This window comes from Paraburkholderia susongensis (genome assembly GCF_900177725.1).
Taxonomy (GTDB): Bacteria; Pseudomonadota; Gammaproteobacteria; order Burkholderiales; family Burkholderiaceae; genus Paraburkholderia; species Paraburkholderia susongensis.
Map to the genome: position 1 here is coordinate 21,777 of NZ_FXAT01000001.1, position 26,134 is coordinate 47,910.

The 26,134-nt window shown below is 63.7% G+C and carries 21 protein-coding genes; 5 read left to right on the forward strand and 16 right to left on the reverse strand.

Features of this window, described 5'->3' with window-relative positions; translation table 11 throughout:
- Positions 1 to 212: 212 nt before the first annotated feature.
- A complete protein-coding gene (locus B9Z01_RS00095) occupies positions 213 to 650 on the forward strand; it encodes a carboxymuconolactone decarboxylase family protein (protein WP_085480237.1) in 438 nt (145 codons plus the stop codon).
- A 76-nt stretch (positions 651 to 726) separates the two neighbouring features.
- Here B9Z01_RS00095 and B9Z01_RS00100 read toward each other — a convergent pair whose 3' ends face one another.
- Positions 727 to 1,587 (reverse strand): LysR family transcriptional regulator, encoded by an 861-nt coding sequence (locus tag B9Z01_RS00100; protein WP_085480238.1) that lies wholly within the window; start codon positions 1,585 to 1,587, stop codon positions 727 to 729.
- Positions 1,588 to 1,764: 177 nt separating this feature from the next.
- Here B9Z01_RS00100 and B9Z01_RS00105 point away from each other — a divergent pair, with 177 nt between their 5' ends.
- From B9Z01_RS00105 to B9Z01_RS00120, 4 genes are all read left to right on the forward strand, one after another.
- Positions 1,765 to 3,165 (forward strand): DHA2 family efflux MFS transporter permease subunit, encoded by a 1,401-nt coding sequence (locus tag B9Z01_RS00105; protein ID WP_085480239.1) that lies wholly within the window; start codon positions 1,765 to 1,767, stop codon positions 3,163 to 3,165.
- A 265-nt stretch (positions 3,166 to 3,430) separates the two neighbouring features.
- Positions 3,431 to 4,363: a LysR family transcriptional regulator gene (locus tag B9Z01_RS00110; RefSeq protein WP_085480240.1), complete on the forward strand. Its 933-nt coding sequence runs from the start codon at positions 3,431 to 3,433 to the stop codon at positions 4,361 to 4,363.
- A 424-nt stretch (positions 4,364 to 4,787) separates the two neighbouring features.
- Positions 4,788 to 5,897 carry a glycosyltransferase family 2 protein gene (locus B9Z01_RS00115; RefSeq protein WP_085480241.1) on the forward strand — a complete coding sequence of 370 codons (1,110 nt, stop codon included), beginning with the start codon at positions 4,788 to 4,790 and terminating at the stop codon, positions 5,895 to 5,897.
- A 269-nt stretch (positions 5,898 to 6,166) separates the two neighbouring features.
- The gene (locus B9Z01_RS00120; protein ID WP_085480242.1) at positions 6,167 to 6,388 is read left to right on the forward strand and encodes a hypothetical protein; all 222 of its coding nucleotides are present in this window, start codon (positions 6,167 to 6,169) and stop codon (positions 6,386 to 6,388) included.
- A gap of 159 nt (positions 6,389 to 6,547) precedes the next feature.
- Here B9Z01_RS00120 and B9Z01_RS00125 read toward each other — a convergent pair whose 3' ends face one another.
- The 15 genes from B9Z01_RS00125 to corA all read right to left on the reverse strand — a co-directional run bounded on the left by B9Z01_RS00125 (position 6,548) and on the right by corA (position 26,077).
- Positions 6,548 to 7,855 (reverse strand): MFS family transporter, encoded by a 1,308-nt coding sequence (locus B9Z01_RS00125; protein WP_085480243.1) that lies wholly within the window; start codon positions 7,853 to 7,855, stop codon positions 6,548 to 6,550.
- A gap of 281 nt (positions 7,856 to 8,136) precedes the next feature.
- Entirely contained in the window at positions 8,137 to 8,556 is a 420-nt protein-coding gene (locus B9Z01_RS00130) for a DUF4279 domain-containing protein (RefSeq protein WP_085480244.1), read from the reverse strand.
- Between the two features lie 8 nt (positions 8,557 to 8,564).
- Positions 8,565 to 8,849, reverse strand: a complete 285-nt coding sequence (locus B9Z01_RS36000; RefSeq protein ID WP_244195889.1) for a hypothetical protein — start codon at positions 8,847 to 8,849, stop codon at positions 8,565 to 8,567.
- A 467-nt stretch (positions 8,850 to 9,316) separates the two neighbouring features.
- Complete coding sequence (locus B9Z01_RS00140; RefSeq protein ID WP_085480245.1) at positions 9,317 to 10,840, reverse strand: SpoVR family protein; 1,524 nt, start codon at positions 10,838 to 10,840, stop codon at positions 9,317 to 9,319.
- The gene (locus B9Z01_RS00145) at positions 10,837 to 11,058 is read right to left on the reverse strand and encodes a hypothetical protein (RefSeq protein WP_085480246.1); all 222 of its coding nucleotides are present in this window, start codon (positions 11,056 to 11,058) and stop codon (positions 10,837 to 10,839) included. The genes B9Z01_RS00140 and B9Z01_RS00145 overlap by 4 nt, the downstream gene beginning before the upstream one ends.
- Positions 11,059 to 11,078: 20 nt before the next feature.
- Positions 11,079 to 12,350, reverse strand: a complete 1,272-nt coding sequence (locus tag B9Z01_RS00150) for a YeaH/YhbH family protein (RefSeq protein WP_085480247.1) — start codon at positions 12,348 to 12,350, stop codon at positions 11,079 to 11,081.
- Between the two features lie 103 nt (positions 12,351 to 12,453).
- Entirely contained in the window at positions 12,454 to 14,376 is a 1,923-nt protein-coding gene (locus B9Z01_RS00155) for a PrkA family serine protein kinase (RefSeq protein ID WP_085480248.1), read from the reverse strand.
- Positions 14,377 to 15,039: 663 nt separating this feature from the next.
- Positions 15,040 to 15,801 carry a 2-keto-4-pentenoate hydratase gene (locus B9Z01_RS00165; protein WP_085480250.1) on the reverse strand — a complete coding sequence of 254 codons (762 nt, stop codon included), beginning with the start codon at positions 15,799 to 15,801 and terminating at the stop codon, positions 15,040 to 15,042.
- 374 nt (positions 15,802 to 16,175) lie between these two features.
- Positions 16,176 to 17,957, reverse strand: coding sequence for a methyl-accepting chemotaxis protein (locus tag B9Z01_RS00170; RefSeq protein WP_085480251.1), 1,782 nt, complete (start codon positions 17,955 to 17,957; stop codon positions 16,176 to 16,178).
- Positions 17,958 to 18,437: 480 nt separating this feature from the next.
- The gene (gene rbsK / locus B9Z01_RS00175; RefSeq protein WP_085480252.1) at positions 18,438 to 19,367 is read right to left on the reverse strand and encodes a ribokinase; all 930 of its coding nucleotides are present in this window, start codon (positions 19,365 to 19,367) and stop codon (positions 18,438 to 18,440) included.
- A gap of 120 nt (positions 19,368 to 19,487) precedes the next feature.
- On the reverse strand, positions 19,488 to 20,531 hold the full coding sequence (locus B9Z01_RS00180) for a LacI family DNA-binding transcriptional regulator (RefSeq protein WP_085480253.1): 1,044 nt from the start codon (positions 20,529 to 20,531) through the stop codon (positions 19,488 to 19,490).
- A 150-nt stretch (positions 20,532 to 20,681) separates the two neighbouring features.
- Complete coding sequence (locus tag B9Z01_RS00185) at positions 20,682 to 21,812, reverse strand: ABC transporter permease (RefSeq protein ID WP_085480254.1); 1,131 nt, start codon at positions 21,810 to 21,812, stop codon at positions 20,682 to 20,684.
- Positions 21,809 to 23,404, reverse strand: coding sequence for a sugar ABC transporter ATP-binding protein (locus B9Z01_RS00190; protein ID WP_085480255.1), 1,596 nt, complete (start codon positions 23,402 to 23,404; stop codon positions 21,809 to 21,811). Before B9Z01_RS00190 ends, B9Z01_RS00185 begins: the two co-directional genes overlap by 4 nt.
- A gap of 375 nt (positions 23,405 to 23,779) precedes the next feature.
- Positions 23,780 to 24,754, reverse strand: coding sequence for a sugar ABC transporter substrate-binding protein (locus tag B9Z01_RS00195; protein WP_085480256.1), 975 nt, complete (start codon positions 24,752 to 24,754; stop codon positions 23,780 to 23,782).
- A gap of 345 nt (positions 24,755 to 25,099) precedes the next feature.
- Entirely contained in the window at positions 25,100 to 26,077 is a 978-nt protein-coding gene (gene corA / locus B9Z01_RS00200; RefSeq protein ID WP_085480257.1) for a magnesium/cobalt transporter CorA, read from the reverse strand.
- Positions 26,078 to 26,134 lie beyond the last annotated feature (57 nt).

Sequence of the window (26,134 nt, forward strand, 5' to 3'; positions counted from 1 at the left end):
CGATAACCCACCATACCGAATCGTCCCGAGCGCGGCAACGATGCCATTGCCGGCGGTAAGGATGCTCGGCACGCTTGGTCAACGCCGCAAAGTGGTTACCTGAAAATAACCGGAATCGGTCATTTTTCGAATCCATTCGCGGGACTAAGCTGAACCCTGTCCGATCCAACGCATGCAGCACGGCATGCACCGAACCCACCACGGAGCACACCATGGAACAACGTCTCGACTTCTACAAAGCCAACCCCGCCGTCATCAAGGCCATGCTCGGCCTCGAGGAGTGCCTCGGCAAATCGGCGCTCGAAAAATCGCTGACCGAACTCGTGCGGCTGCGCGCATCGCAGATCAACGGTTGTGCGTTCTGCGTCGACATGCACACGAGCGACGCGCGCAAGGGCGGCGAAACCGACCGGCGTCTCGCCACTGTCGTCGCATGGCGCGAAACGCCGTTTTTCACGGACCGCGAACGCGCGGCGCTCGAATGGACCGAAGCGCTCACGCTCGTGTCGCACGATCACGTGCCCGACGCGGTATGGAACGCGGTGCGCCCGCATTTCAGCGACCAGGAACTGGCCGACCTCACACTGCTCGTCTCGACGATCAACGCGTGGAACCGCTTTGCGATCGCGTTTCGCAAGATGCCGGCGTGAGTGACGCGGCGCAGCGCGCCGCGGTCACCCGCATCCGCGTAACGCCGCGCCCGTTATCGATCGATGCATCGCTCGATCATTCTCCGACCCATGAGCCGCGCAGATCGCTCTCGTGCAGCAATTGCAGCAGCGTGCCCGCCGGGCGGCTCAGGCGCTTCGCCGCGAGCGCGATGAATTCCACCGATGGCAGCACCGGCAGCCCGGCCACATTCAACGGCGGCGCGAGCCCTCGCGCGGCCAGATATTGCGGACGCACCGTGATGCCGAGCCCGCCGCGCGCGGCCGCGATGCAACCCGAGTGACTGCTGCTCGTGCAGACCACCTGCCAGCTCGCCCCCACTTCGGCCAGCGCATCGAGCACGACCGCGCGCGTCACGCTCGGCTCGGCGACGAGGATCAGCGGCAGCGGCTGGCTCAGATCGACGAGCGTGCCCGTGCGCGCGAGCCATTCGAGGCGCCCGGTGAAAAGCGGCACGCCGCGGCGGTCGCCGAGCCGGCGCTTGCCGACCAGCAGATCGATCGCGCCGGCGTCGAGCAACTCGTACAGCTTGCCGGTCATGCCGATCGTGATTTCGAGCTCGACATCGGGATGCGCGTTGCGAAACGCTGCGAGCACGGTGGGCAGCGGGCCGAGCGCGATGTCGTCCGAGGAGCCGAGACGCACACGCCCTTTGAGACGCGGCGCGCGAAACTGCGATTCCGCGCGCGACAGCGCCTGCAGGATCACGCTCGCATGCGCGAGCATGGCTTCGCCGTCGGGTGTCATGGCGAGCGAATGGGTGTCGCGCACGAACAGGCGCCGGCCCACGCTCTGTTCGAGCCGCCGGATATGTTCGCTCACGCTCGACTGCGTGAGATTGAGCCGGCGCCCCGCCTCGGTAAAGCTATGGCACGCGGCGACGGTCGAGAAGGTTTTAAGCCAGATCGGGTTGAGCATGCGCCATTGTCGCGCTGCTTATCGCGAAAGTCGATAACAGTCAGCGAACCTAGTGGGGTTCCCGATTGACGAGGATGTCAATAAGATGACGGAATTCCCGCTTGCCCCGCGCGGGCGGCGCTGTGGCTGGCCGCACCGGCCGCTCATGCCACCGCACCGCCGCGCCGCTGTTGAAAAATGACCAAGGATTCCACCCACACCGCGCTGCTCTGGATCGTCGCCGGCGGCTTCTTCATGCAGTCGCTCGACACGACGATCGTCAACACCGCGCTGCCTTCGATCGCGAACAGCCTGCACGTCGCGCCGCTCGCGATGCAGCCGATCGTCGTCGCCTACACGCTGACGATGGCCATGCTCACGCCCGCCTCGGGCTGGCTCGCCGACCGCTTCGGCTCGCGCCGCGTCTACTTCGCCGCGATTCTCGTGTTCGTGCTCGGCTCGCTTTGCTGCGCGAGTGCGCACACGCTCGGCCAGCTCGTGCTCGCGCGCGTCCTGCAGGGCCTGGGCGGTTCGATGCTGCTGCCGATCGGCCGCCTCGCGGTGCTGCGCGCCGTGTCCGGCGAGCAATACGTCGCGGCGCTCGCGTTCGTTTCGATTGCGGGCCAGCTCGGGCCGATCGCCGGACCGACGCTCGGCGGCTGGTTCGTGCAGGCCATCACGTGGCACTGGATTTTTCTTATCAACGTGCCGATCGGCGTCGTGGGCCTGTATGCGGTGCAGCGCTTCCTGCCGTCGCATGACACCGCCAAGGCGCCGCCGTTCGACTTCGTCGGCTGCGCTCTGCTGTCGCTGTGCATGATCGCGTTTTCGCTCGCGATCGACGCGCCGGTCCCCTCGCATCGCGCGGCGTGGTCGGCGGGCCTGTTCGCGCTCGCCGTCGCCAGCGCGCTCGCCTACATTCCGTACGCGAAGCATCGGCGCGATCCGCTCTTCAAGCTCTCGTTATTCGGCGAGCCGAATTTCAGCGTCGGGCTGATCGGCAATCTCGTGTGCCGCGTCGGCTCGAGCGCGGTGCCGTTTCTCGTGCCGCTCCTGCTGCAATTGCAGCTCGGCTATTCGCCGCTGCACTCCGGTCTGATGATGCTGCCCGCCGCGCTCGCCGGCACGCTCGCCAAGCGCTGGATCGCGCCGCTCGTGCGCCGTTACGGCTACGACACGTTCCTGCTCGTCAACACGCTCATCGTCGGCTCGTCGATCGTCGCGTTCTCGCTGATTTCGCGCGGCACGCCGCTCGTGATCGAAATCGTGATTCTCGCGGCGTTCGGCGCGGCCAACTCGATGCAGTTCGCGGCGATGAACAGTGTCACGCTGAAGGATCTCTCGCACGAAGACGCGGGCGCCGGCAACAGCCTCTTCTCGATGGTGCAGATGCTCGCGATCGGTCTTGGCGTGTCGATCGGCGGCGGCCTCGTGAACCTGTTCTCCACGCAATGGGGTTCGGCCACGCTCGGGTTCCGCATGAGCTTCGTGTGCGTCGGCGGAATTACGCTCATATCTGCGTGGATCTTCCGTCATCTCGACGACCCGTCCGGCACGCGCGTGATTCGCGGACAGGCCGCGCAAGGCGCGGGGCGCTGAGACGCTGGTGTTTGTCTCGGTTTGCCTGGGTTTGCCTGAGTTTGCCCTGTCCTTGCGCTGCGTTCGCCTCGCGTTGCGGCCCGCGCCTCTCTCCCGATTGGCGCCGCCGGCACGCTTGACGCCATAGCATGACTGTCGATCCCCTCATGCCATCCCTTCATCACCCGCGCGCGACGGGTGTCACATCCGCGCTTCAGCCCGTGAATTCAAACGGACGTTCGCGTTAGCATGTCGGGCATCAACGGATAGCGAGCAAGGAATTCAGATGCCATTTGACGAGCGCGTGCTGAACGGCATGGGCGTGCTGACGGCAATTGTCGATTGCGGCAGTTTCGCGGCCGCGGGCGAAGCGCTCGATATGTCGCAATCGGGCGTGAGCCGCTCGGTTGCACGGCTCGAAGCACGCCTCGGCATCCGGCTCTTCGACCGCACCACGCGCTCGGTCACGCTGACCGACGAAGGCCGCCGCTTCTACGAGCAGATCGTGCCGCTCCTCGGCGGGCTCGAGGAGGCGGCGGCTTCCGCTTCCCAGGGCGCGAGCGCGGTGCGCGGACGTCTGCGCGTCAACATGGACCCGTTCTTTTCGCGGCTCGTGCTCGGGCAGAGGCTCGGCGGCTTTATCGAGAAGCACCACGAACTGCACCTCGAACTCGTCACGCGCGACCAGTTGGGCGATATGGTCGAGGACGGCTTCGATCTCGCGATCCGGTTCGGCGCCCCGCCTGTGTCGCCGCTCGTTGCCCGCAAGCTGCTCGATACGCGCATTCTGACCGTGGCCGCGCCGTCGTATCTGAAGAAGCATGGGCAGCCTGCGAATCCGGCCGAGCTCGAAAGCGGCAAGCACGTGTGCATCAAGTTTCGCGATCCGATCACGGGCTATCCGTTCGCCTGGGAATTCCACCGCGGCCGCAAGAAGCTCGCGATTACGCCGCAGGGACGCCTCACGATCAACGACGCGGGGACGTTGCATAGCGTGTGCATCGCGGGCCAGGGCATCGCGCAGATTCTCGGGCTCGGCTCGGAGTCGCTGCTCGCGAGCGGCAAGCTCGTCGAACTGTTTTCGGACTGGCGCGACGCCGTGTATCCGTTGTATGCGTTGTATCCGTCGCGGCATCATCCTCCGGCCAAGGTGCGGGCTTTTCTCGATTTCATCGTCTCGCTGACAGGCGGCGCGGCGCGCGAAGCGTCTGCGGGATAGCGATATCGTCACGCAACGGCGATGCGTGTTTGCGCGCGTGGTGCGCAAACCTTACTGCTGTGGGGAATTATTTTCTCCCCGGAAAAACGGCGATGAGCGAGATCGGGGAAAGGCCAAAGATAAAAGCGAAAAACAAGGGCCAAAGACAAACATCAAGGGCAAAGACAAGCCAGCAACCAGTTAGCGCGGGTTGAAGTCGGTTGAAATCTGTCGAAAAAAATAAAACCCAGGCTGGAAGCGGCTTTCCCGTATTTTGCAACTAAGCCGCATAAATTCCCTTCTTCCGCCGCTTTCTGTAAGCAAACATTTCTTCTCCATTTTTACCGATTATTTTTTCGGCGCCTTGGACTATTTTGCTGCTTGCGGCAAGGTGTGCGCCTAGCGAACCGGCCGCCGCTTCCGATTGACAAAAAAGGCGACGTCCATGTCCATACCGTCAAGCTCTCCGGCTGTTCCGCACGTGTCCATCTGCCTGCCCACGTGCAATCGTCCCGATCTGCTCGCCCATTGCATCGACTCCTGTCTCGCGCAGACCTACGGAAATTTCGAAATCGTGATCGGCGACGATTCGAAGGACACCCGCACCCAGCAGTTGATCGCCGGGCGTTATCGCGACGAGCCACGCGTGCGCTACGTGAAGAACGAGCCACCGCTCGGGCAGGCACGCAACGTCGCGAGCCTGTTCGAGCACGCGAGCGGCGACAAGATCCTGCTGATCCATGACGACGATCTGCTCACGGCCGACGCCGTCGAAAAACTCGTGTCGCTGTGGAAGCGGCATCCGCAACTCGATGCCGCGTTCGGCGACCAGTACGAAGCCGATCACGACGGCAAGATCGATGACGATGCGAGCCGCCGGCTGAACACGGCGTTCCGCCGCACGAAGGATGTCGAGGGCCTGCAGCCGCTCGCGGGCAGAACCGGTCTCATCCAGATGTTTCCGAATAACGGCTGGATGGCCGATGCCCGGCTCGTCAAGCGGATCGGCTACAAGGAACAGTACGGCATGTGCTGCGATTTCGTGTTCGGCACCGAGCTGTGTCTCGCCGCGCGCGAGGTGTTTTATCTGCACGACTACGTATCGGTGTACCGCAAGACGGCGGTGTCGATCTCGCACAGCACGCGCGGCACGACGACGGCGGCGCCGCTCAGCGCCTATGGGTTCGTGAAGGCGCTCGACTTGCCGCCGCGACTCGAGGCGTCGCGGCGGCTGGCGTTGCGGCGGCTCGTGCCGATCGTCGTATCGATTCACGCGAAAAACCGGCAGCCGCTCGCGGGATTGAAGGTCGCGCTCAGTCATCTGTTCGCGTATGACTACGGGCTGAGCGCGCGGCTTTACTACCATCTGCTGATGCTTGCGCGCGCAACGCTACATGCACGTCAACCGGCGGCCAGCGCAGCGGCCAGTGCGGCCAGCGCGGCGGCGGCAGCAGTCGCCGCTGTCGCTGCGGCCCCCGCCGTCGTGGCGGATCAGGCCGAGGCCGTGACGGAGTTCGTCAGCGAGCTGGTGAGCGATCGGTCCGAGCCGGTGTGAGGTCGAGTGCTGCTTGATTGCTGCTTGCGTGCTGCCCCCGGTGCCGCATAAGCGCCCATGCTGCGCGTGGTTGAATCGAGTCTGGATGCTCTTGTTGCGAAATGCAAAAAAACGCGTGGCCTGAATTCCGCGACGCACGTTTTCATACGCATTTTCAAGCGCGTTTGCTAAGCATTCCCTGCTTAGCAAACGCGTATTTGTTGCTTGGCCCCATGCGCGCCGCTGATTACGATGAACACGACCCGTCATCGCATCAGAGGTGATTCGCCATGTCAGACAATGCCTGTTTCAGGCCGCGCGTGATCGAACCGGTTCTCGACAATCAGCCTGAAGGCCTTGGGCTTGCCGTGGAGCTATGGCTCGCCCAGCCGATCGACGGTATCGCGGGCCGCGCGCTGCAAATTCATTTACGCGGCGACGCGAAAATGGAGCAGGCCGAAACATTGCGCGATCTGTTGCGTGCGTGGGGCACGCGGCTCGTCGTGAGTTGAGCGCGCGCCCTGCTCTCGTTGTCTGTGCACACGAACGTGTGTGAATGTCCGCGCAATGAAAAACGGCGGCCGGGACATCCCCAACCGCCGTTTCACGGCCGCACTTCGCGGCCAGATCCGAGCGTACTGCCGAACGTACTGCGCGAACGTACTACCCGCTCACGGTTCGTGACGCAGATACCCTTCCGCCGACGGATCGCGCATGCGCAGCGACACGAGGCCCGCGATCGCGCACATCGCCGTCACGTACCAGAAGAACATCGACTCGACGCCGGCCGACTTCAGCCACAGCGCGACGTATTCGGCGGAACCGCCGAAGATCGCATTCGCCACCGCATACGACAACCCCACGCCGAGCGCGCGCACTTGCGGCGGGAACATCTCCGCCTTGATGAGACCGCTGATCGACGTATAGAAGCTCACGATCGCGAGCGCCACGACGACGAGCGCGAACGCCGCATACGGATTCGCGACATCGTTCAACGCATGCAGCAGCGGCACCGTGCCGATGGTCGCGAAGAGACCGAAGCACAGCATCGAGCGGCGCCGGCCGATGCGGTCCGACAGCGCGCCGAACGCCGGCTGCATCAGCATGTAGACGAAGAGCGCGGCGGTCATCACCGTGCTCGCCGTCTTCGCGTGCATGCCGGCCGTGTTCACCAGATACTTCTGCATGTACGTCGTGAACGTGTAGAAGATCAACGAGCCACCGGCCGTGAAACCGAGCACCGTCATGAACGCGACCTTGTGCTCCCACAGCCCGCGCAGCGTGCCGGCTTCCTTGCGCTGACGCGTCGCGGCGGTCGTGGTTTCGTCGAGCGATTTACGCAGGTACAGCGAGATCAATGCCGCGAGCGCGCCGATCACGAACGGCACACGCCAGCCCCATGCCTTGAGTTCTTCTGTCGAGAGCGTCTGCTGCAGGACCACGAGCACGAGCAGCGCGCACAACTGGCCGCCGATCAGCGTCACGTACTGGAACGACGCGAAGAAACCGCGCCGCCCCTTCAACGCGACCTCGCTCATATAGGTCGCGCTCGTGCCGTATTCGCCGCCCACCGAGAGTCCCTGGAAGAGCCGCGCGAGCAGCAGCAGCGCCGGCGCGAGTGCGCCGATCTGCGCATACGTGGGCAGCATCGCGATCACGAGGGAGCCGCCGCACATCATGAACACCGACACCATCATCGCGGCGCGGCGGCCGCGCTTGTCTGCGAGCCGCCCGAAGAACCAGCCGCCGATCGGCCGCATCAGGAAGCCGGCGGCGAACACGCCGGCCGTGTTGAGCAACTGCGTGGTCGGGTTGCCGCTCGGGAAGAACGACGGCGCGAAGTACAGCGCCGTGAACGAATACACATAGAAGTCGAACCACTCGACGAGATTGCCCGATGACGCGCCGACGATCGCAAAGATGCGGCGGCGGGTGTCGTCGGCCGGAGCCACGATGGTTTGGTCGGTTAGATCATTCATGCTGGTGTCGGTCCTGGTTTGAAAAGGAGGACGGTCGTAGCGCCGCCTTGGTGACACGCAACCTCGCAGGCTGCACGGTCACATGTGCGCGAATTTTACATAAATGAAAGCAGAAGATGGGATTTTGTCAGGCGGGATGCATGAGCGCTCTGGGTGCAAACCCGGGGCGCGCTCAAGCGGAACGCGGGTTATCTGGGGTAAAGCGCTGGGAGTAAGGAAAGCGGGGAGAAAGGAAAAAGCCGCATCGCGTCCCGCTCTCAGCGGCGGCGCTCGCTACTTCATTATCGGTATTCGTCAATCTCAACCGTGCCGCCCATCGACTCAGCCATAGCACGAATGTCGGCAGGTACATCGGGCACGCGGTCGCCAGCTTCATTGTCCCAATAGCAGAAGAAGCGCATATGGGCGTTCGTGCGTTTCAGCATGTCGGGCAGGTCCGCGCGCGGCAATGCCAGACGCTCGACAAGATAGTGAAGATGAGGCGTCAGAAGATCACTCCGGACATACTTCTGGCTAGCCACGCTCCATACACCAATTCGAGCGGGGAACTTGCTAATGCGCCCAGAGGGTGTAATGCGGAATTGCCCCCGCACACTTTGGGTATCTGGCTCGACACCAAAATAGTCTGTCCAGAATTCAGGCGGTTCCTCGTCCTGGTAAATGGTGAAAGATGCGTGTGCAAGTTGATGAACGTTTGCCATGACATTCCTTAGCGGGCCCAGTTGTGCATGTTGTCGATAATCGTGCCGTTGAATTCAACGTCCCCATCGTCATGCCAGACGACGTTATCGTTGCCCCGCAATTCGTTGTAACGCTTCATGGCGTGAATCATGTCACCGAAAATCTTGCGGTTGTAGCCAAGCATTTTCGCCGCGTAGTTTTCGTTGTTCGTGCTGGCCGCCAGTTCCTGAACGTCATCGCTCAACACATCGGGCGCGTACTCGAACGGTTGTGCAACCAGCCATCGGTGTCGGGATTCCGGTCCCGTGTCCATTCGCGATGGTTCAGTGTGGCAATACTGAGAAATTCCCGGGTATCGGCTTTGGCCTTATCGATGTCGGCGGCCTTTTTCAGGCACGCCTTGTAGTGCCACTCATCGCAGATGACATAACGGGCACCCAGTGGCCTCTGGCAAAACATCTCCACGGAGTGCATCTCAAATACGGACAAGGACATAGGTATGTCGACGATCTATCTGAATTCGCTGCCAAGATTGGCAGCGAATTCAGATAATCCCAGTGCGACCGGTTGTCCGTATATGGGCGACAGCCCAAAATCTCCACGGCGTTCGACGAAACAGAGAAAAAGCGCTGTCCAACGGCGCCAGAGCCTGAAAGTGGCGTGTTGAAGCGCCCGCAAGAACATTGCGGTTTTTCAAGCGGGAAGGAACGAAACCCCCGCCAGCCGGAAGACTGACGGGGGCTTAGGGTCGAAACGGATGAATCAGCTGCGCTCAGGCGATCACATCCTCACCGCCGGCGGCACATACCGGCACTCGTAGCGCTTTCTCACGGTGCCGTTCTCGTCGACGCTTTCGAGGTACACGTCGAACTGCCACAAACGCGCCATGTGCTTGAGCACCTCGTCGCTATCGGACGACAGATGCCGGTTGTCGCTCATGAAATGCCGCAGTGTCAGACTGCGGTCGCCGCGCGTGTTGACAGCCCACACCTGGATGTTCGGCTCGCGATGATGCATGTCGTACTGCCGCGACAACGCCTGGCGCACGTACTGGTAGCCGCTGTCGTCGTGAATCGCCGACACTTCGAGCGCGTCGCGCATGTCGTCGTCGAGCACCGAGAAGAGGCGCATTTCGCGGATCAGATGCGGCGACAGATACTGCGCGACGAAGCTCTCGTCCTTGAAATTACGCATCGCGTAGTGCATCGCGGGCAGCCACGGACTGCCGGCCAGCTCCGGAAACCATCTGCGGTCTTCCTCGCTCGGCGCTTCGCAGATGCGGCGAATGTCGCTCATCATCGAAAAGCCGAGCGCATACGGATTGATGCCGCTGTAATACGGCTTCGTGACCGGCGGCTGATAGACGACGTTGCTGTGCGAATGGAGAAACTCCATCATGAAGCCGTCTTCGAGCTTGCCCTGGTTATACATCGTATTGAGCAGCGTGTAGTGCCAGAACGTCGCCCAGCCTTCGTTCATCACCTGGGTTTGCCGCTGCGGATAGAAATACTGGCCGATCTTGCGCACGATGCGAATGACCTCGCGCTCCCACGGTTCGAGCAGCGGTGCGTTTTTCTCCGCGAAGTACAGCAGGTTTTCCTGCGGCTCGGGCGGAAAGCGCTCCTCGACTTCCTCGGGCAACGGCGTATGGCGCGTGGGCAGCGTGCGCCACAGCTCATTGACCTGCGATTGCAGATAGGCCTCGCGTTCGCGGCGCGCGGCGAACTCCCTTTCGAGCGACAGCTTCTGCGGGCGCTTGTAGCGGTCCACGCCATAGTTCATGAGCGCGTGGCACGAATCGAGCAGTTCCTCGACGCGGTCGAGCCCATAGCGCTCCTCGCACTCGGCGATGTAGTTCTTCGCATAGACGAGGTAGTCGATGATCGCGTGCGCATCGGTCCAGAGCCGGAACAGATAGTTGCCCTTGAAGAACGAATTGTGCCCGTAGGCCGCATGCGCGATGACGAGCGCCTGCATCGTCATCGTGTTCTCTTCCATCAGATACGCGATGCAGGGGTTCGAGTTGATGACGATCTCGTACGCGAGCCCCATTTGCCCGCGGCGATAGCTCTTTTCAGTAGAAAGAAAGTGTTTGCCGAACGACCAGTGACGGTAGTTCACCGGCATGCCGACGGACGCGTACGCATCCATCATCTGTTCGGCGCTGATGAGTTCGAGCTGGATGGGGTACACGTCAAGCTCGTATTGCTCTGCAACACGGGCAATATGCGAGTCGTACTCTTCGATCAATTCGAAGGTCCAGTCGGACGGGCACGGCAGAGGCCGTCTATCGGCTACGTTCATACGGACTTCCCTTTGCCCTTTGATGGGCGTTCCGGTGTGTCCCGTGCTGCAGCATTGCGGACTGCTCCGGCTCGCGCGGCCTGCGTGTTGGCCGCGCTTGCCCCGGCATGCCCCGACTGTTGCTGCGGCACGCCTATGTTGCGCTGCGGCGCCATTTCATACGAGCTGTGCTGCGCTTCGTCGTATGATTCGCCGCCCGCTTCGTCGATCAGTTGCATCCTTCGCAACGAACCTTGCGTCACGAAGTCTCCACCTGCTTCTCGAACAGCTCGCGAAACACCGGATAAATATCGGCTGCGGTTTCGACCTTCTTCATCGCCATATGCGGCTGGCTCAGCGCCAGTTGCGCATATTCGAGCCACAGATTCTGCTCTTCGGGCGTCACCTGAATATACGCGAAATACCGCACCTTCTCCAGGATGTCGTCCGCGAGTATCTTGCGGCACTTCGGCGAGTCGTCGGTCCAGTTGTCGCCGTCCGACGCCTGCGCCCCGTAAATATTCCATTCAGTCGGCGAATAGCGTTCGTCCATGACCTTGCGCATCAGTTCGAGCGCACTAGACACCACCGTGCCGCCGCTTTCAGTCGAGTGAAAGAACGTGTCTTCGTCGACTTCCTCGGCGCGTGTATGGTGGCGAATGAACACCACTTCGATGCGCTCGTAGTTACGCTTGAGGAACAGGTACAACAGGATGAAGAAGCGCTTGGCGAGGTCCTTGCGCTGCTCGTCCATCGAGCCGGACACGTCCATCAGACAGAACATCACCGCCTGGCTCGATGGCGTGGGTTGCTTCACGCGATTCACGTAGCGCAGGTCGAACGGATCGATGAACGGAATTCGCCAGATGCGGCCACGCAAATGGTGAATCTCTTCTTCGAGCAGCTTGATCTCTTCGCGACGGTCGGCGGGATCGGCCTTCAGCACTTCGAGCTCGCGCTCCATCTCGTGCAACTGGTTGACGAGCGGCGCACCGAGCGCGATGCGCCGGCCGAGCGCACTGCGCAACGAACGGACCACGTCGATATTGTTCGGCGTGCCCTCGGCGGCCCAGCCCGCGCGGATGCTTTTCCACGTGGGCACGGCCATCAGATGGGTTTTGACGAGACGCGGCAGTTCGAGGTCGTCGAAGAAATACTGCATGAACTCTTCGCGGCTCAACTCGAACACGAAGTCGTCCTGACCTTCGCCTTCATTGCTGGCCTGACTGCCGCCACCGCCTCCACCGCCGCCTTGCGGACGCTGGATCTTGTCGCCGCGGATGTAGTCCGAGTTGCCGGGATGCACCATCTCGCGCTTGCCGCCGGGGCCGTGGCGGAACGACGGCTCCGCGATGTCCTTGCGCGGAATGGTGATGCTCTGGGTGTTCTGAATATCCTTGATGCTGCGGTCGCGCACTGCCTCCGAAACGGCGCGACGAATGTAGTTCTTGACGCGGCGCAAAAAACGCTCGCGATTCGCAATACTTTTGTTCTTGCCTGCCAACCTGCGGTCGATGATTTGATGAAGCACGCCAGGTCTCCTAAGGCACTGCTATGTCCATGCGGCTTGCGCCTCGCAGGGTGCCCGCGCGGCCGGACCGCGCGGGCCGTACGCCATACGTATCATGAGCGCGTCATGACGACTTGCGCACACGCAGATACCAGTCGCACAGCAAGCGCACCTGCTTTGGCGTATAGCCCTTCGTCACCATGCGATTGACGAAGTCTTCGTGCTTGCGTTGCTCTTCCGCCGAGCCCTTTGCGTTGAACGAGATCACCGGCAACAGTTCTTCCGTGTTCGAGAACATCTTCTTTTCGATCACGACGCGCAGCTTCTCGTAGCTGATCCACGCGGGATTCTTCCCCGCATTCGCAGCACGCGCGCGCAGCACGAAGTTCACAATCTCGTTGCGGAAGTCCTTCGGGTTGCTGATGCCCGCGGGTTTCTCGATCTTCTCCAGTTCAGCGTTGAGCGCCGCGCGGTCGAAACTCTCGCCGGTGTCGTGGTCGCGGAACTCCTGGTCCTGAATCCAGAAGTCGGCGTAGGTCACGTAGCGGTCGAAAATATTCTGACCATACTCCGAATACGACTCGAGATACGCGGTCTGAATTTCCTTGCCTATGAACTCCGCATAGCGTGAGGCGAGCACGTCTTTAACGAACGACAGATACTTCTGCTCGGTTTCCGGCGGGAACTGCTCGCGCTCGATCTGCTGTTCGAGCACGTACATCAGGTGCACCGGATTGGCCGCGACCTCGGTCGAGTCGAAGTTGAACACGCGCGACAGGATCTTGAACGCGAAGCGGGTCGACACGCCGGTCATGCCTTCGTCGACGCCCGCGAAGTCGCGGTATTCCTGATAAGACTTGGCCTTCGGGTCGGTGTCCTTCAGATTCTCGCCGTCGTAGACCTGCATCTTCGAGAAGAGGCTCGAATTCTCCGGCTCCTGCAGACGCGTGAGCACGGACATCTGCGCCATCATCTTCAACGTGCCCGGCGCGCACACCGCATTCGCGAGCGACGAATTGCGCAGCAGCTTCTCGTAGATCTTGATCTCTTCGCCATAGCGCAGGCAGTACGGCACCTTGACGACGAAGATCCGGTCGAGCAGTGCTTCGTTGTTGCGGTTGTTACGGAACGCCTTCCATTCCGACTCATTCGAGTGCGCGAGGATGATGCCGTCGAACGGAATGGCACCGAAACCTTCCGTGCCCTTGAAGTTGCCTTCCTGGGTCGCGGTAAGCAGCGGATGCAGCACCTTGATCGGCGCCTTGAACATTTCGACGAACTCGAGCAGCCCCTGATTCGCGAGGCACAGGCCGCCGGAGTAGCTGTACGCGTCCGCGTCGTCCTGCGCGTACTGTTCGAGCTTGCGGATATCGACCTTGCCGACGAGCGACGAGATGTCCTGATTGTTCTCGTCGCCCGGCTCGGTCTTCGCGATACCGACCTGGCGCAGGATGGAAGGATAGCGGCGCACCACGCGGAACTTGCGGATGTCGCCGTTGTATTCGTGCAGGCGCTTGACCGCCCACGGACTCAGGATGCTTTTCAGGTAGCGGCGTGGAATGCCATATTGCTCTTCGAGAATCGGGCCGTCTTCCTCGTAGTCGAACAGACCGAGCGGCGACTCGTTCACGGGCGAGCCCTTGATCGCGTAGAACGGCACGCGCTCCATGAGCTGCTTGAGACGCTCCGCGATCGACGACTTGCCGCCGCCGACCGGTCCCAACAGATACAGAATCTGCTTCTTTTCTTCGAGCCCCTGGGCCGAATGCCGGAAGTAGGCGACCACCTGCTCGATCACCTCTTCCATTCCGTAGAACTCACGGAATGCGGGGTATACCTTGATGACCTTGTTCGCGAAGATACGCGACAGGCGCGGATCGTTGCGAGTGTCGATCTGTTCCGGTTCTCCGATTGCCGTCAACATGCGTTCGCCAGCGGTGGCGTACGCGGCGGGATTGTCTTTGCAGAGCGCGAGATACTCCTCGAGCGAGAGTTCGTCCTCCCGTGTTTTCTCGAAGCGGGTCGCGAAACTGCTGTAGATATCCATGCTACCTCCTCGCCGAAGTCTGGGGCGATGTCGTGCGCGGCGCGCTATTCGGAAACGACATCGCTCGAATTCATCCTAAACCCTTTTAAATTTTTTTTCACGGACTACGTTACGAAAATCGTGCCGCACCCGCGTCCCGACATTCCTCACTTGGAAACCAGGTTTCAAGCACCTACAATTTTTCACTCGCGTTGCAGCGACCGCGGCTTGCTCCGTTGCACTGCTGCTTTCTTCAGCAACGCATCGCTATTCAGTGCTCCTGCACGACTTCATTGCACCGTTGCATGCTGCCCGTCTTCCCCTCAACGCACGGCACGGCTCGCTGGTCTACACGCACGCGCGGCTGTTACATGTCTCACGTACGCTTACGCACCTTCAGAGCGATTCGTCAGTGCGCGACAGGTTTGGTTCCACATGCCTGACGCATCTGACACATGAGCGCGGACTCATGAGCGGCGAATCGTCACGCGCGTCATCCGCATAACTGGTTCACGGCAGCGAATCGCGGCGCTTTCATAGGTGTATACGGAAAGCCGCGCCGCCGTTGCAACAAAGTCGCCTCGCGCAATCGATCATGCCGCCGCCCGAAACAAAAACGGCTGCCCTCGGACAGCCGTTTGAATGATGCGTCGAAAGCCACGGTGACAGGCAGGTCATCGCAATTCAGCTCAGTTCGATTTCCACTTCGCCGAGTCCGTCGATATGGCCGCGCACGATGCCGGGCTCTCCCACCTTGTGCGCACCGACGTACGAGCCGGTGGTCAGCGTCCAGTCGCGCTCGATCGTGATGCCCATGGCGGCGCAATGGTTGACGAACCACACGAGCAGCTCGCGCGGATCGCCCGCCGGATTGCCGCTCGCCTCCGGCATCAGCGAGCGGCCGTTGAAACTGAGCTCCAGTTCCGGCGACACGAAATCGAAGCCGCGCGCGAGCCCCGCGTAGGCGGCCGGGTGCCCGGTGATCAGCGCGCCGTTGTTCTGCGCGTCGGCCAGTTGCGCAAGCGGCGCGACGTTCGGCCACTCGGCAAAGCGGCTGTCGACGATCTCGATCGCGGGCAGCACGACGCCGACCTTCGACAGCACTTCATCGCGCGTATAGGCCTTGTTGCGCGGCTCGATCGTCTCGTCGAAACGGAACGCGATTTCGAGTTCGAGCAGCACGCGGAAGAACCCGCAATGCGCCAGCCGCGCGGGCGACGGCACCACGAGCGAGGCCGGAATCGGCGCGCCCGATGCGGCGCCGCCCGGCGTTTTCGCGCCGATCTTCCACGCGCCGGTCGACTCGCCGAGGCCCGCGATGACCGCCTGCTGGATCGCGTAGGCGGTTGCCGCATCGGGCGGCAGGCTGTCGGGTGCGGGCGCATCGATCGGGCGATGCTGGCGGCGTGCCTCGACGAGGCGTTGCGCAAGGTCGTATTGCGTCATCTCGGTCCTTTCTGGCTGGCGCATGGAACGGTTCATAGGGCGTCGCGGTGGTGTGGAAGGAAGCCTCGGGTGGCAGCGCCACACAGTGTGGCGCCGCCGGCTCAGATTGTGGCCGTGCCCGTCAATGTACCGGATCGCGGCGCGCGCCGGTGAACGCTCGCGCTCTGCAAACGTTAATTCATGCGCGCGTCATGAAAAAGACCGCGCATACGTGGCGCATGCGCGGTCTTTAGAGGTCTGGTCGCGAGGTCTGGTTACCTTTCTTTTGCCGCGCGCTTCGGTAAGGAAGCATGCGGTCGGGAATGGATGTTGCATTGTCTCAGCCCATGTCAAAGCGGAGAAAGGCCGGAACAATGCGAACGTAGTACCTGAGCTCAGAACGTTTCCCAATCCTGATCGCCGCCGGTGCCCGCAACGGCCCTGGCGGGCGCACGCGCGGACATGGCAGGCGCGTGCGGCGCCACGGCAGCAAGCGCTGCCGGTGCCTTTCCTGCCAGCGCCGCATGTGGACTTGCGTGCGTGAGCTTGCGCGCGCGCGCGGCGAGCGTCGAACCGCTCGACGCGGCACGCTTCGGCGCGCCAATGGCCGCCGCGCGGTGATCGTTCTGCGCGCTGTCGTCGATCTGGAACACCGCGACCGCGGTGCGCAAGCGCGCCGCCTGCTCCTCGAGCGATGATGCCGCGGCCGCCGCTTCCTCGACGAGCGCCGCATTCTGCTGCGTGGCCTCGTCCATCTGCGTGACAGCGCGCGCGACCTGGTCGATGCCGCCGCTCTGCTCCTGCGACGCCGCCGCGATCTCGCCCATGATGTCGGTCACGCGCTGCACTGCGCCGATGATCTCGGTCATCGTGCGGCCCGCTTCGTCGACGAGCGCGGAGCCTGACTGCACGCGTTCGACCGAGGTGTCGATCAGCGCCTTGATTTCCTTGGCCGCCGCCGACGAGCGCTGCGCGAGGCTGCGCACCTCGCCCGCGACGACCGCGAAGCCGCGCCCTTCCTCGCCGGCGCGAGCCGCTTCGACGGCCGCGTTGAGCGCAAGGATGTTGGTTTGGAACGCGATGCCCTCGATGATCGAGATGATGTCCGCGATCTTCGCCGAACTCTGGTTGATTTCGCCCATCGTGCCGACGACCTGGCCGACCACCGCGCTGCCCTTGCTGGCGATCTCCGACGCGCTGGCCGCGAGCGAACTGGCCTGGCGCGCGTTGTCGGCGTTCTGTTTGACCGTGCCCGTCAGCTGCTCCATGCTCGATGCGGTTTCCTGCAGCGCCGACGCCTGCTCCTCGGTGCGCGACGACAGGTCGATGTTGCCCGCCGCGATCTGGCGCGTCGCGGTCGCGATCGACTCGCTGCCGCTGCGCACGCTACGCACCGTTTCGGTGAGGCTGTGCTGCATTCTGGCGATTCCTTCGAGCAGTTGCCCCATTTCGTCGCGCGAGGTCACGATGACCGGACGGCGCAGATCGCCCGCCGCGATCGCGTCGAAGTGACCGAGCGCTGCGCCGAGCGGCCGCGCGATCGCGCGGCTCAGCGTCAGATACGACAGCACCGCCGCGATCACGCCGATCAGCAGCGCGCCGATGCTGACCATGCGGAACGTTTCGAAGCTGCCTTGCACCGCCTCATGACCTTGTCGCGCCGCGTCGAACTGGAATTTGCGCAGCGCGTCGTCGGCGAGCGCGAGGTCGTTGTAGCCCACCTGCAGGCTCTTCGCGTTCTCGACCAGCTTGCTCTGGTCGTTGGCCGTGACCATCGCCGAAAACACGTCCATCCGCCGGTGCAGCGCGTCGCGCTTCGCCGTCACGTCCTGTGCGAGCCGGTCTTCGTCGGCGTTGCGCGGCAGGTCGAGATACTTCTTCCACCACATGTCGGACGTGCCGCGCATCATGCGGGCACGCTCGAGCGTCGGCGCGGCTTCCGGCGTGCCGGCCATGAACGCGGCGCGGTCGAGCACGAGACGCTCGCGCGCCGCATACAGCTCGGCATTGCCGACGTCGACCGCGCTCGGCATCGCGTTGGTGAAGACGTCCTGATACGCATCGTTCGAACGGCTCATGCCGAGCAAACCGAAAGCGCCGGTCGCAACCAGCAGCGCGGCGAGAAAAGCCATCGTGAGGCCGATTCGCGCCTTGATCGTCATGCCCTTGTTCAACATGGTGTTCCTGTGGCTGTGCAAAGTGAAAGGCTGCATCCGCGGCGTTGGGTGGCGTTGAATCAGGTACCAGTGCTTTTTGGGGCCGCGCTCCAATCTCCGTTTACGGCAACGCTTTCGGATACTTGAAGCGTTTAAAAGGTGTGAAGAAAGAAGTTGAAAGAAATTGAAAGCAAATCGATCTTGGGCAGGGTCTTAGGCAAGGTCTCAGGCAGAGTCTTAGGCAGCGCGAATTTGCAGTGCGCGGATGGCGCTGGCTCGGCGCGTCGAGGCACGCGCTTTGAGCGTTTGAAAAGTAAGGAAACGGCGGGGAAACAGCGGAAAAACCGCAGGCGATCGGCGGCAGGATCGGGGACGCCGCTCGCGCTTCCAGTCGCTCGCGGCGAGCGACTGGAAGCGCGGAAATAGGACTTAGCGTGAGCCTGAGTGAAAGCGCCGCGCGTCATGAGCGGCCGGGGGCACGGCTTGACGGATTGCGCCGGATCAGACGAAAGCGTCGACTTCGGCGCGGGTCGGAATCGACGGCTGGGCGCCCGCGCGCGTCACCGAAAGCGCCGCGGCGCGCTGCGCGAAGCGGATCGCCGCGTCGACGCTCACGCCTTGCGCGAGTTGCGCCGCAAAGCCGCCGATGAACGTATCGCCGGCCGCGGTCGTATCGACCGCAGCCACTTTCGGCGCGTCGTAGAACGTGGCGTCCGCGCCCTCGAGCATCGCGCAGACACCGCGCGCGCCGAGCGTGACCAGCACGTTGCGCGCACCGGCTGCGCGCAGCGCGGCGGCGGCCCGCGCCGCGTCCTCGGGCGAGTCGACCGGCAGGCCGCTCAGCGCGGTGGCTTCGAGTTCGTTCGGAATCAGATAGTCGACGAGCGGCAGCCAGTCGGCCGGCAAAGCTCCGGTGGCGGGCGCGGGATTGAGAATCACGGTCTTGCCGAGCCGCCGCGCCGCGGCGAGTGCCGCGCGCACCGCCTGCGGCGGGGTTTCGAGCTGGCAGACCACGACGTCAGCATCGGAGAGTGCCGCTTCGTGGCGGGCAATCGTGTCGGGCGTCACCTCGCCGTTGCTGCCCGCGACGATCACGATCGCATTCTGGCTCGCATCGTCGACGGTGATGAGCGCGACGCCGCTCACCTGCGTGCCGGTTTCGAGCGCCGCGCAGTCGATGCCCTCCGCTTCGAGGCCCGCGCGCAGTTGTGCGCCGTTCGCGTCGGCGCCGATGCAGCCGAGCATCGACACCCGCGCGCCGAGCCGCGCCGCCGCGACCGCCTGGTTGCCGCCCTTGCCGCCCGCGACCTGCGCGAACGTGCGGCCGGCCAGCGTCTCGCCGGGATGCGGCAGACGCGGCGCGCGCACCACGAGATCCATGTTCAGACTGCCGACCACCGTCACGCGCGAGCGCGTTTCATTGCTTGCCACTTGCTTTGTCCTCTGTTGTGCGGCGGGTGGGGTTGTTAGCCCGCGCCTTCCCGCTATCGTGCGAGCCGCCCGTATTCCGGCGTATCCCCGCGCATCCCGCTCGTATCCCCGAGCATCCCTTCAAGCGGCCAGATCGCGCCGTGTCTCGCCGGCCCACGCCGCCGTGGATTCGCGCACGATCAGCCTCGGCGACACGACACGCCGGCGGCCCGGCGCACGCACGCCCTTGTTCGACGCCGCCTCGGCGATCCGCTCGATCAGCGTCTGCGCGGCCAGGTCGCCGAGCGCGCGCACCGATCGTCCGACCGTCGACAGCGAAGGAAACGTGAAGCGCCCGAATTCGATGTCGTCGAAACCGATGATCGAGCAGTCGCGCGGCACGCTGATGTTGCGCTCGGCCGCGGCACGCAGCGCGCCGATGCCCATCATGTCGTTGCCCGCGAAAATCGCCGTCGGCCGGACCGTCTCGAACAGTTGCGCGGCCGCGCGATGGCCGCCCGTGCCGGAAAAATCGCTCTCGACGATCGCATCGGGCACGATCTCGATGCCGCGCTCGGCCATCGCGCGAATGAAGCCGTGCACGCGCATCGCGCTGACCGCCGTTTGCACCGGCCCGGTAATGCAGCCGATGCGCACGTGCCCGAGTTCCAGCAGATGGCGCGTCGCGAGATAGGCGCCCTTTTCGTGATCGATCTGCACGAGGTCGGCGTTGAGCCCCTCGATGTTGCGATCCACCACCACGAGCGGCTCGCGCGCATCGGCAAGCGTCTGCGCGAGCACGGCGTCGTCGCCGGCCGAGGCGACGATCAGCCCGTCGATGCGCTTTTCCTGCAGCACGCGCAGGTAGTTGCGCTGCTTCGCCGGGTCGTCGTCGGAATTGCAGAAGAACACGCAGTAGCCGTTGCGCGCGCAGCCGTCCTCGATGCCGCGCGCGAGTTCCGCGAAATACGGGTTCGTGCTGTTCGGCACCACGAGTCCGATCGTCGCGGTCGCGCGCGCTTTCAGCGAACGCGCCACCGCCGACGGCACGTAGTGCAGTTGACGGATCGCGTGCTCGACTTTCGCGCGCACGTCGGCCGACACCGGGCGCGAGTTGTTCATCACGTGCGATACCGTCGTGAACGACACGCCCGCCACAGCCGCTACATCCTTGATCGTCGCCATAACCTGTTGCTCTCCTGCCTGTTTTTCCCACCGGCCGCGCCGTCTGGCGACCCGCCGGCCGTCTTCATCGAAGCCAGTCCTGATTCATCCACTATTCCATGCGAACGGCACGCAAGCCGCACGCCCGCATTACGTACATCACGCGCCTCATCATGCGCGCCTGCGGCGGCTGCGGTACGTATCGAGCACCACCGCCACCACGATCACCGCGCCGGTAATGATGCGCTTGGTCGGCTCGTTCGCGCCGATCTGCGCGAGCCCCGCCGCCAGCACCGAAATGATCAGCACGCCAAAAAACGTGCTGATGACCGAGCCGCGCCCGCCCATCAGGCTCGTGCCGCCGATCACGACCGCCGCGATCACCTGCAGCTCCATGCCGACGCCCGCGTTCGGGTCGGCCGCTTCGAGCCGCGAAATCTGGAACAGCGCGGCGAGCCCCGACAGCGCGCCCATCAGCGCGAACACGATCACCTTGTACGGCCGCGGATTGACGCCCGCGAGCCGCACCGCTTCCTCGTTCGTGCCGATGCCGACGAGATAGCGCCCGAACACCGTGCGCGTCAGCACCAGTTGCGCGATCACCATCACCGCGACCGCGATCAGGAACGCGGGCGAAATACCGAGCGCGATCGGGTTCGACAGGAAGTCGAACGCATCGCCGATATAGGCGGTGCGCGAATTGGTCATCTGATACGCGAGGCCGCGCGCGGCTTCGAGCACGCCGAGCGAGACGATGAACGATGGAATCCGCCAGGCCACCGTCACCCCGCCCGTGACCGTGCCGGTGAGCGCCGCCGCGGCGACGCCGAGCACGGCCGCGGGCAACGCGCCCCAGCCCCACTTGAGCGCAGCCACGCTCACGACCGACGCCCCTAGCGCAAGCACCGAACCGACCGACAGATCGATGCCCGCGATGATGAGCACGAAGGTCATGCCGACCGACATCACCACGAGATCGGGAATCTGGTTGGCGATCGTGCTGAACGTGTCGTAGGTCAGAAAGTGCGAACTCAACAGCGAGAACAGCACGATCATCGCGAGCAGCGCGCCCGCGAGGCCCAGGTAGTTCGAAAAGCCGAGCCGCGTGCCGGCCGGTTTGCCGCTCGCGAGCGGCGCCGACGCACTGGCGGGCGCGGCGGCGATGCCGGGCGCCGTGCCGGAAGCTGCACCAGAAGCGGCACCAGAAACCGCGCCCTGTGCGGTGCCCGGCGCGGCGTCCGCTGCGTCCTGCGCGCCGCCGGGCTTGCCGCCAGCCGTTTCGCGCCACGATCGATCGGTCATGACAGACTCCCTGCTTCGTTAGTGCCGTGGGTATGCAGCAGCGCCTCGCGGCTGCGGTAGCCGGCAAACGCGGCCGCGAGCAGCGCGTCCTGCGACCAGCTCGCGCGCTCGAACACACCCGTCATGCTGCCCGCCGACATCACGCCGATCCGGTCGCAGATCAGCATCAGCTCGCGCAGGTCGCTGGACACCACGACGAGCGCGCGTCCTTCGCGGGCGAGCGCGCCCATCAGGCCATAAATATCGAACTTCGCGCCGACGTCGATGCCGCGAGTGGGTTCGTCGAACAACAGCACGCGGCACTCGCGCGCGAGCCAGCGGCCGATCACGACCTTCTGCTGGTTGCCGCCCGACAGCTCGCCGACGATCTGTCCCGGCCCCGAACTGCGAATCCGCATCGCGTCGATCTGCCTCTGCGCGAGCGCGTTCTCGCGCTTCGCATCGACCACGCCATGCCGCGCGACGCTGCCGAGATTGCCGAGCGACACATTGGCCGCGATCGGCTGCGGCAACAGCAGGCCCTCGCCCTTGCGGTCCTCGGTGATCAGCGCGATGCCGGCGCGCACTGCGTCCGCCGGCGTGTCGATGTGCACCGGCGTGGGCGGAGCACCCGGCGTCGCGGCAAGCGACACCGTGCCGCCGTCCTTGCGGTCGGCGCCGTATATGAGCCGCATCAGCTCGGTGCGGCCCGCGCCGATCAGGCCGCTCACGCCGAAAATCTCGCCCGCGCGGACCTCGAACGACACGTCGCGCACGGCCTTACCGCGCGCGAGCCGCTCGACCTTCAGCAGCGGCGCGCCGATGCGGCGCTCGCCGAGGTCGATGCGCTCGCCGAGTTCGCGGCCGACCATCCACGTGACGATCTGCTCGCTCGTGAGGTTCGCCATCGCATCGACATGCACGAGGCGCCCGTCGCGCAGCACCGCGACCCGTTCGGCCACTCGCGCCAGCTCCTCGAGCCGGTGCGAGATATAGACGAGCGCGACGCCGCGCGCCTTGAGCCGCTCTATCTGTTCGAACAGCAGTTCGACTTCGCGCGCGGTCAGCATCGCGGTCGGCTCGTCGAGGATCAGCACGCGGCAATCGTCGATCAGATTGCGCGCGATCTCGACCATCTGCTGATGGCCGATGCCGAGTTCACCGACGGGCGTGCCGGGATCGATCGCGTCGAGCCCGACCTGGGCCATCGCCTCGCGCGCATCGTCGCGCAGCTTGCGGCGATCGATCCAGCCGAAGCTGAACGCGCCTACGCGCGGCAACCGGTTCAGGAACAGATTCTCCGCCACCGACAAGGTCGGCAGCAGGTTCAGCTCCTGCATCACCATGCGCACGCCGAGCGCCTCCGCCTCGGTGCGGCTCGTGGGCGCATACGGCGCATCGGCGAAGCGCATCGTGCCCGCGCTCGGCTCCACCAGCCCGCCGATAATCTTGGACAGCGTGCTCTTGCCCGCACCGTTCTCGCCGGTCAGCGCCAATACCTCGCCGGCGCGCAGCGACAACGAAACGTCGGCAAGCACCGGTTCAGCATAAGTCTTGCCGATGCCGCTGACGGACAGTACGACGGGCAAAGCGTCGTGGTCGGTTGAATCCATCGCGATCCCTGTTCCGTGGCGGTCTTGCGGCCTGTTGCGCTTCCCAGCAATGAAGCTGCGCCGCCCGCCACGAGTCATGCCGGCCCAATGCGCGCAATGCGCGAGGCGCTCTCAGCCACGCTGCCGCCGTCACGACACTTATCTCTGGATTTAACGGCAGCGCGGCGGGTTTCTTGAGCGCTTATTGAGCGTTTGTTGAATAAATGCGGACGTGGGCGGCGGCGTCTTTTCAGCGGTGCGTCGGTGGTGCTTCGGTGCTGTTTCGGCGCCCCATCAACCGCGCGCTCAACGCGCTCCCGGTGCCTACCCGACACCTTGCCCGGCGCAGCGCGCCATGCATCGCCCGGCCCACGCTTCAGGCCGGGCGCGCCGCGCTTACTTGAGAGTGTCCTTCGTCACGAGATCGACCGGCGTTTCCACCACGCCCGACAACTGCGACTGTTTCTTGTTGTGGCTCAGCGCATCGAGCGCCGTGTCGATGCCGAACACGGCCTGCTTCGCCGCGTACTGATCCGCCGTCGCGAGCACGCGGCCGTCCTTGAGCATCGGATGAATCGCGTTGATGTTGTCGTAGCCGACCACGAACACCTTGCCCTGCTTGCCGGCCGCGCGCACGGCCGAAACCGCGCCGATCGCCATGTTGTCGTTGCCGGCGAGCAGCGCCTTCAGATTCGGATACTCGTTGAGCATGGCCGAGGCGACCGCGTTGCCCTTGTCGATTTCCCACTCGCCGGATTGCACCGACACGACTTTCGCGCCGACCGTCTGCATCGCGTCCTTGAAGCCCGCGGTGCGCTGCTGCGCGTTCGTGGTGGTCGATACGCCTTCGATGATGCCGACCTCGTCGCCCGCCTTCAGCCGCCTGGCGAGGTAGTCGCCGATCTTCTGCGCGCCTTTGCGGTTATCCGGGCCGACGAACGGCACGTTGAGGTCTTTCGATTTCAGCACGTCCGGGTCGAGCCGGTTGTCGATATTGACGACGATGATGCCCGCGTCGACCGCCTTCTTGACGACCGGCACGAGCGCCTTCGAGTCGGCCGGCGCGAGCACGATCGCGTCGACCTTCGAGACGATCATCTGCTCGACGATGCGGATCTGGTTCGCGGTGTCGGTTTCGTCCTTGATGCCGTTGGTGACGAGGTCGAACTTGCCGGGGTTCTGTTTCTGGTAGTCCTTCGCGCCGGTCTCCATGGTCAGGAAGAACTCGTTGGCGAGCGACTTCATGACGAGCGCGACCTTAGGTTTATGAGCCGGCGCGTTTTGCGCATACGCGGAGGAAAACGGCAATGCGGCGGCGGCTGTGGCGAGAACTGCGGCGGCAAGCATGCGACGGCGGATTCGATGGCTCATGCATATCTCCAAGGTTGTCAGGCTCGCGAGCGAACCGTATTTTTTTGACGCGCAAACGTTTGCGAGGCCTATTCTCAGCGCAAGTCTTCGGGAATGTCAACGATTCGTGGTGCTGCATTGCATCGGCGCGCAACTTATGCGGCGATGCAATGCAACGGGCGGGCCGCTTATGCTGACCCTTTATTGCGCATGGTGCAAGCGAAACGGCGCGGGAATTGAACGACAAGGCCTGTTCTGGGCAAAGCGTGACAGGTACAGGCACCGGCACGAGCAAGGACACGGACAGAAACCGTTGCGCAAGCGCCCGCGCGTTCACCGCGCCACCGTCCTTTGGACCCAGGCCGGCTACAGCCAGCCGGCCTTGCGAAAACGCCGGTACAGCAGGAAGTCGATCGCCAGCATGACCACGAGAACGACCGGATACCCGTACTTGAAATGCAGTTCGGGAATCCGCTCGAAGTTCATCCCGTAGATGCCCGCGATCATCGTCGGCACGGCAAAGAGCGCCGCGAACGAGCCGAGCCGCTTGGTGATTTCGCTTTCCGCGAGCGAGATCATGCCGAGGTTGACCTGCACCGCGGTGACGACGATTTCGCGGCGCCCCTCGATGGTCCGGACGATGCGCTCGAGGTGGTCGTAGACGTCGCGGAAGTAAGCCTGCATCCCCGCGCACACGCTCGGAATACGGCCGCCCGTCAGCTTGCTGACCGCTTCCTGCAGCGGCACGATATGGTGCTGCAGGATCACGAGCCGGCGTTTCATCGAGTAGAGATCCTCCACGATCCCGCGCGACGCCGCCGAATCGTTCTTCTCGAAGATGCGGTCCTCGAGCGTTTCGAGTTCGGTGCTCATCGCCTCGATGACCGGGAAATAACGGTCGACCACGTCGTCGACGAGCGCATACAGCACGAACGCCGAGCCCTCTTTCAGCAGATGCGGCTCGCGCTCGCAGCGGGCGCGCACGTTCTGGAAGCCGGCCCGCGTGCCGCGGCGCACCGACAGCACATAGTTGTTGCCGACGAACACATCGACCTCGCCGATCAGCAACTCACCCTCGTCGTCCATTTCGACCGTGTGCATGACGGCGAACAGCGAATCGCCGTACTCCTCGATCTTGGGCCGCTGATGGCCGTTCTGCGCATCCTCGATCGCGAGTTCGTGCAGATGGAACTCGTCTTTCATCACCGCGAGTTCGTCGGGGGTCGGGTCTTTCAGCGCGACCCAGACGAAGCATTCGGGCCGCGCAACGTAGTCGCTGATGTTGTCGATATCGATGTCAGCGAGCTTCCGGCCGTCCTGATAGGCGGCGCAATTGATCAGCATGTTCGGATTACCTTGAAAACGAAGGCAGCCTCGCCCTTGTGCATAGGCGTTGCGCAA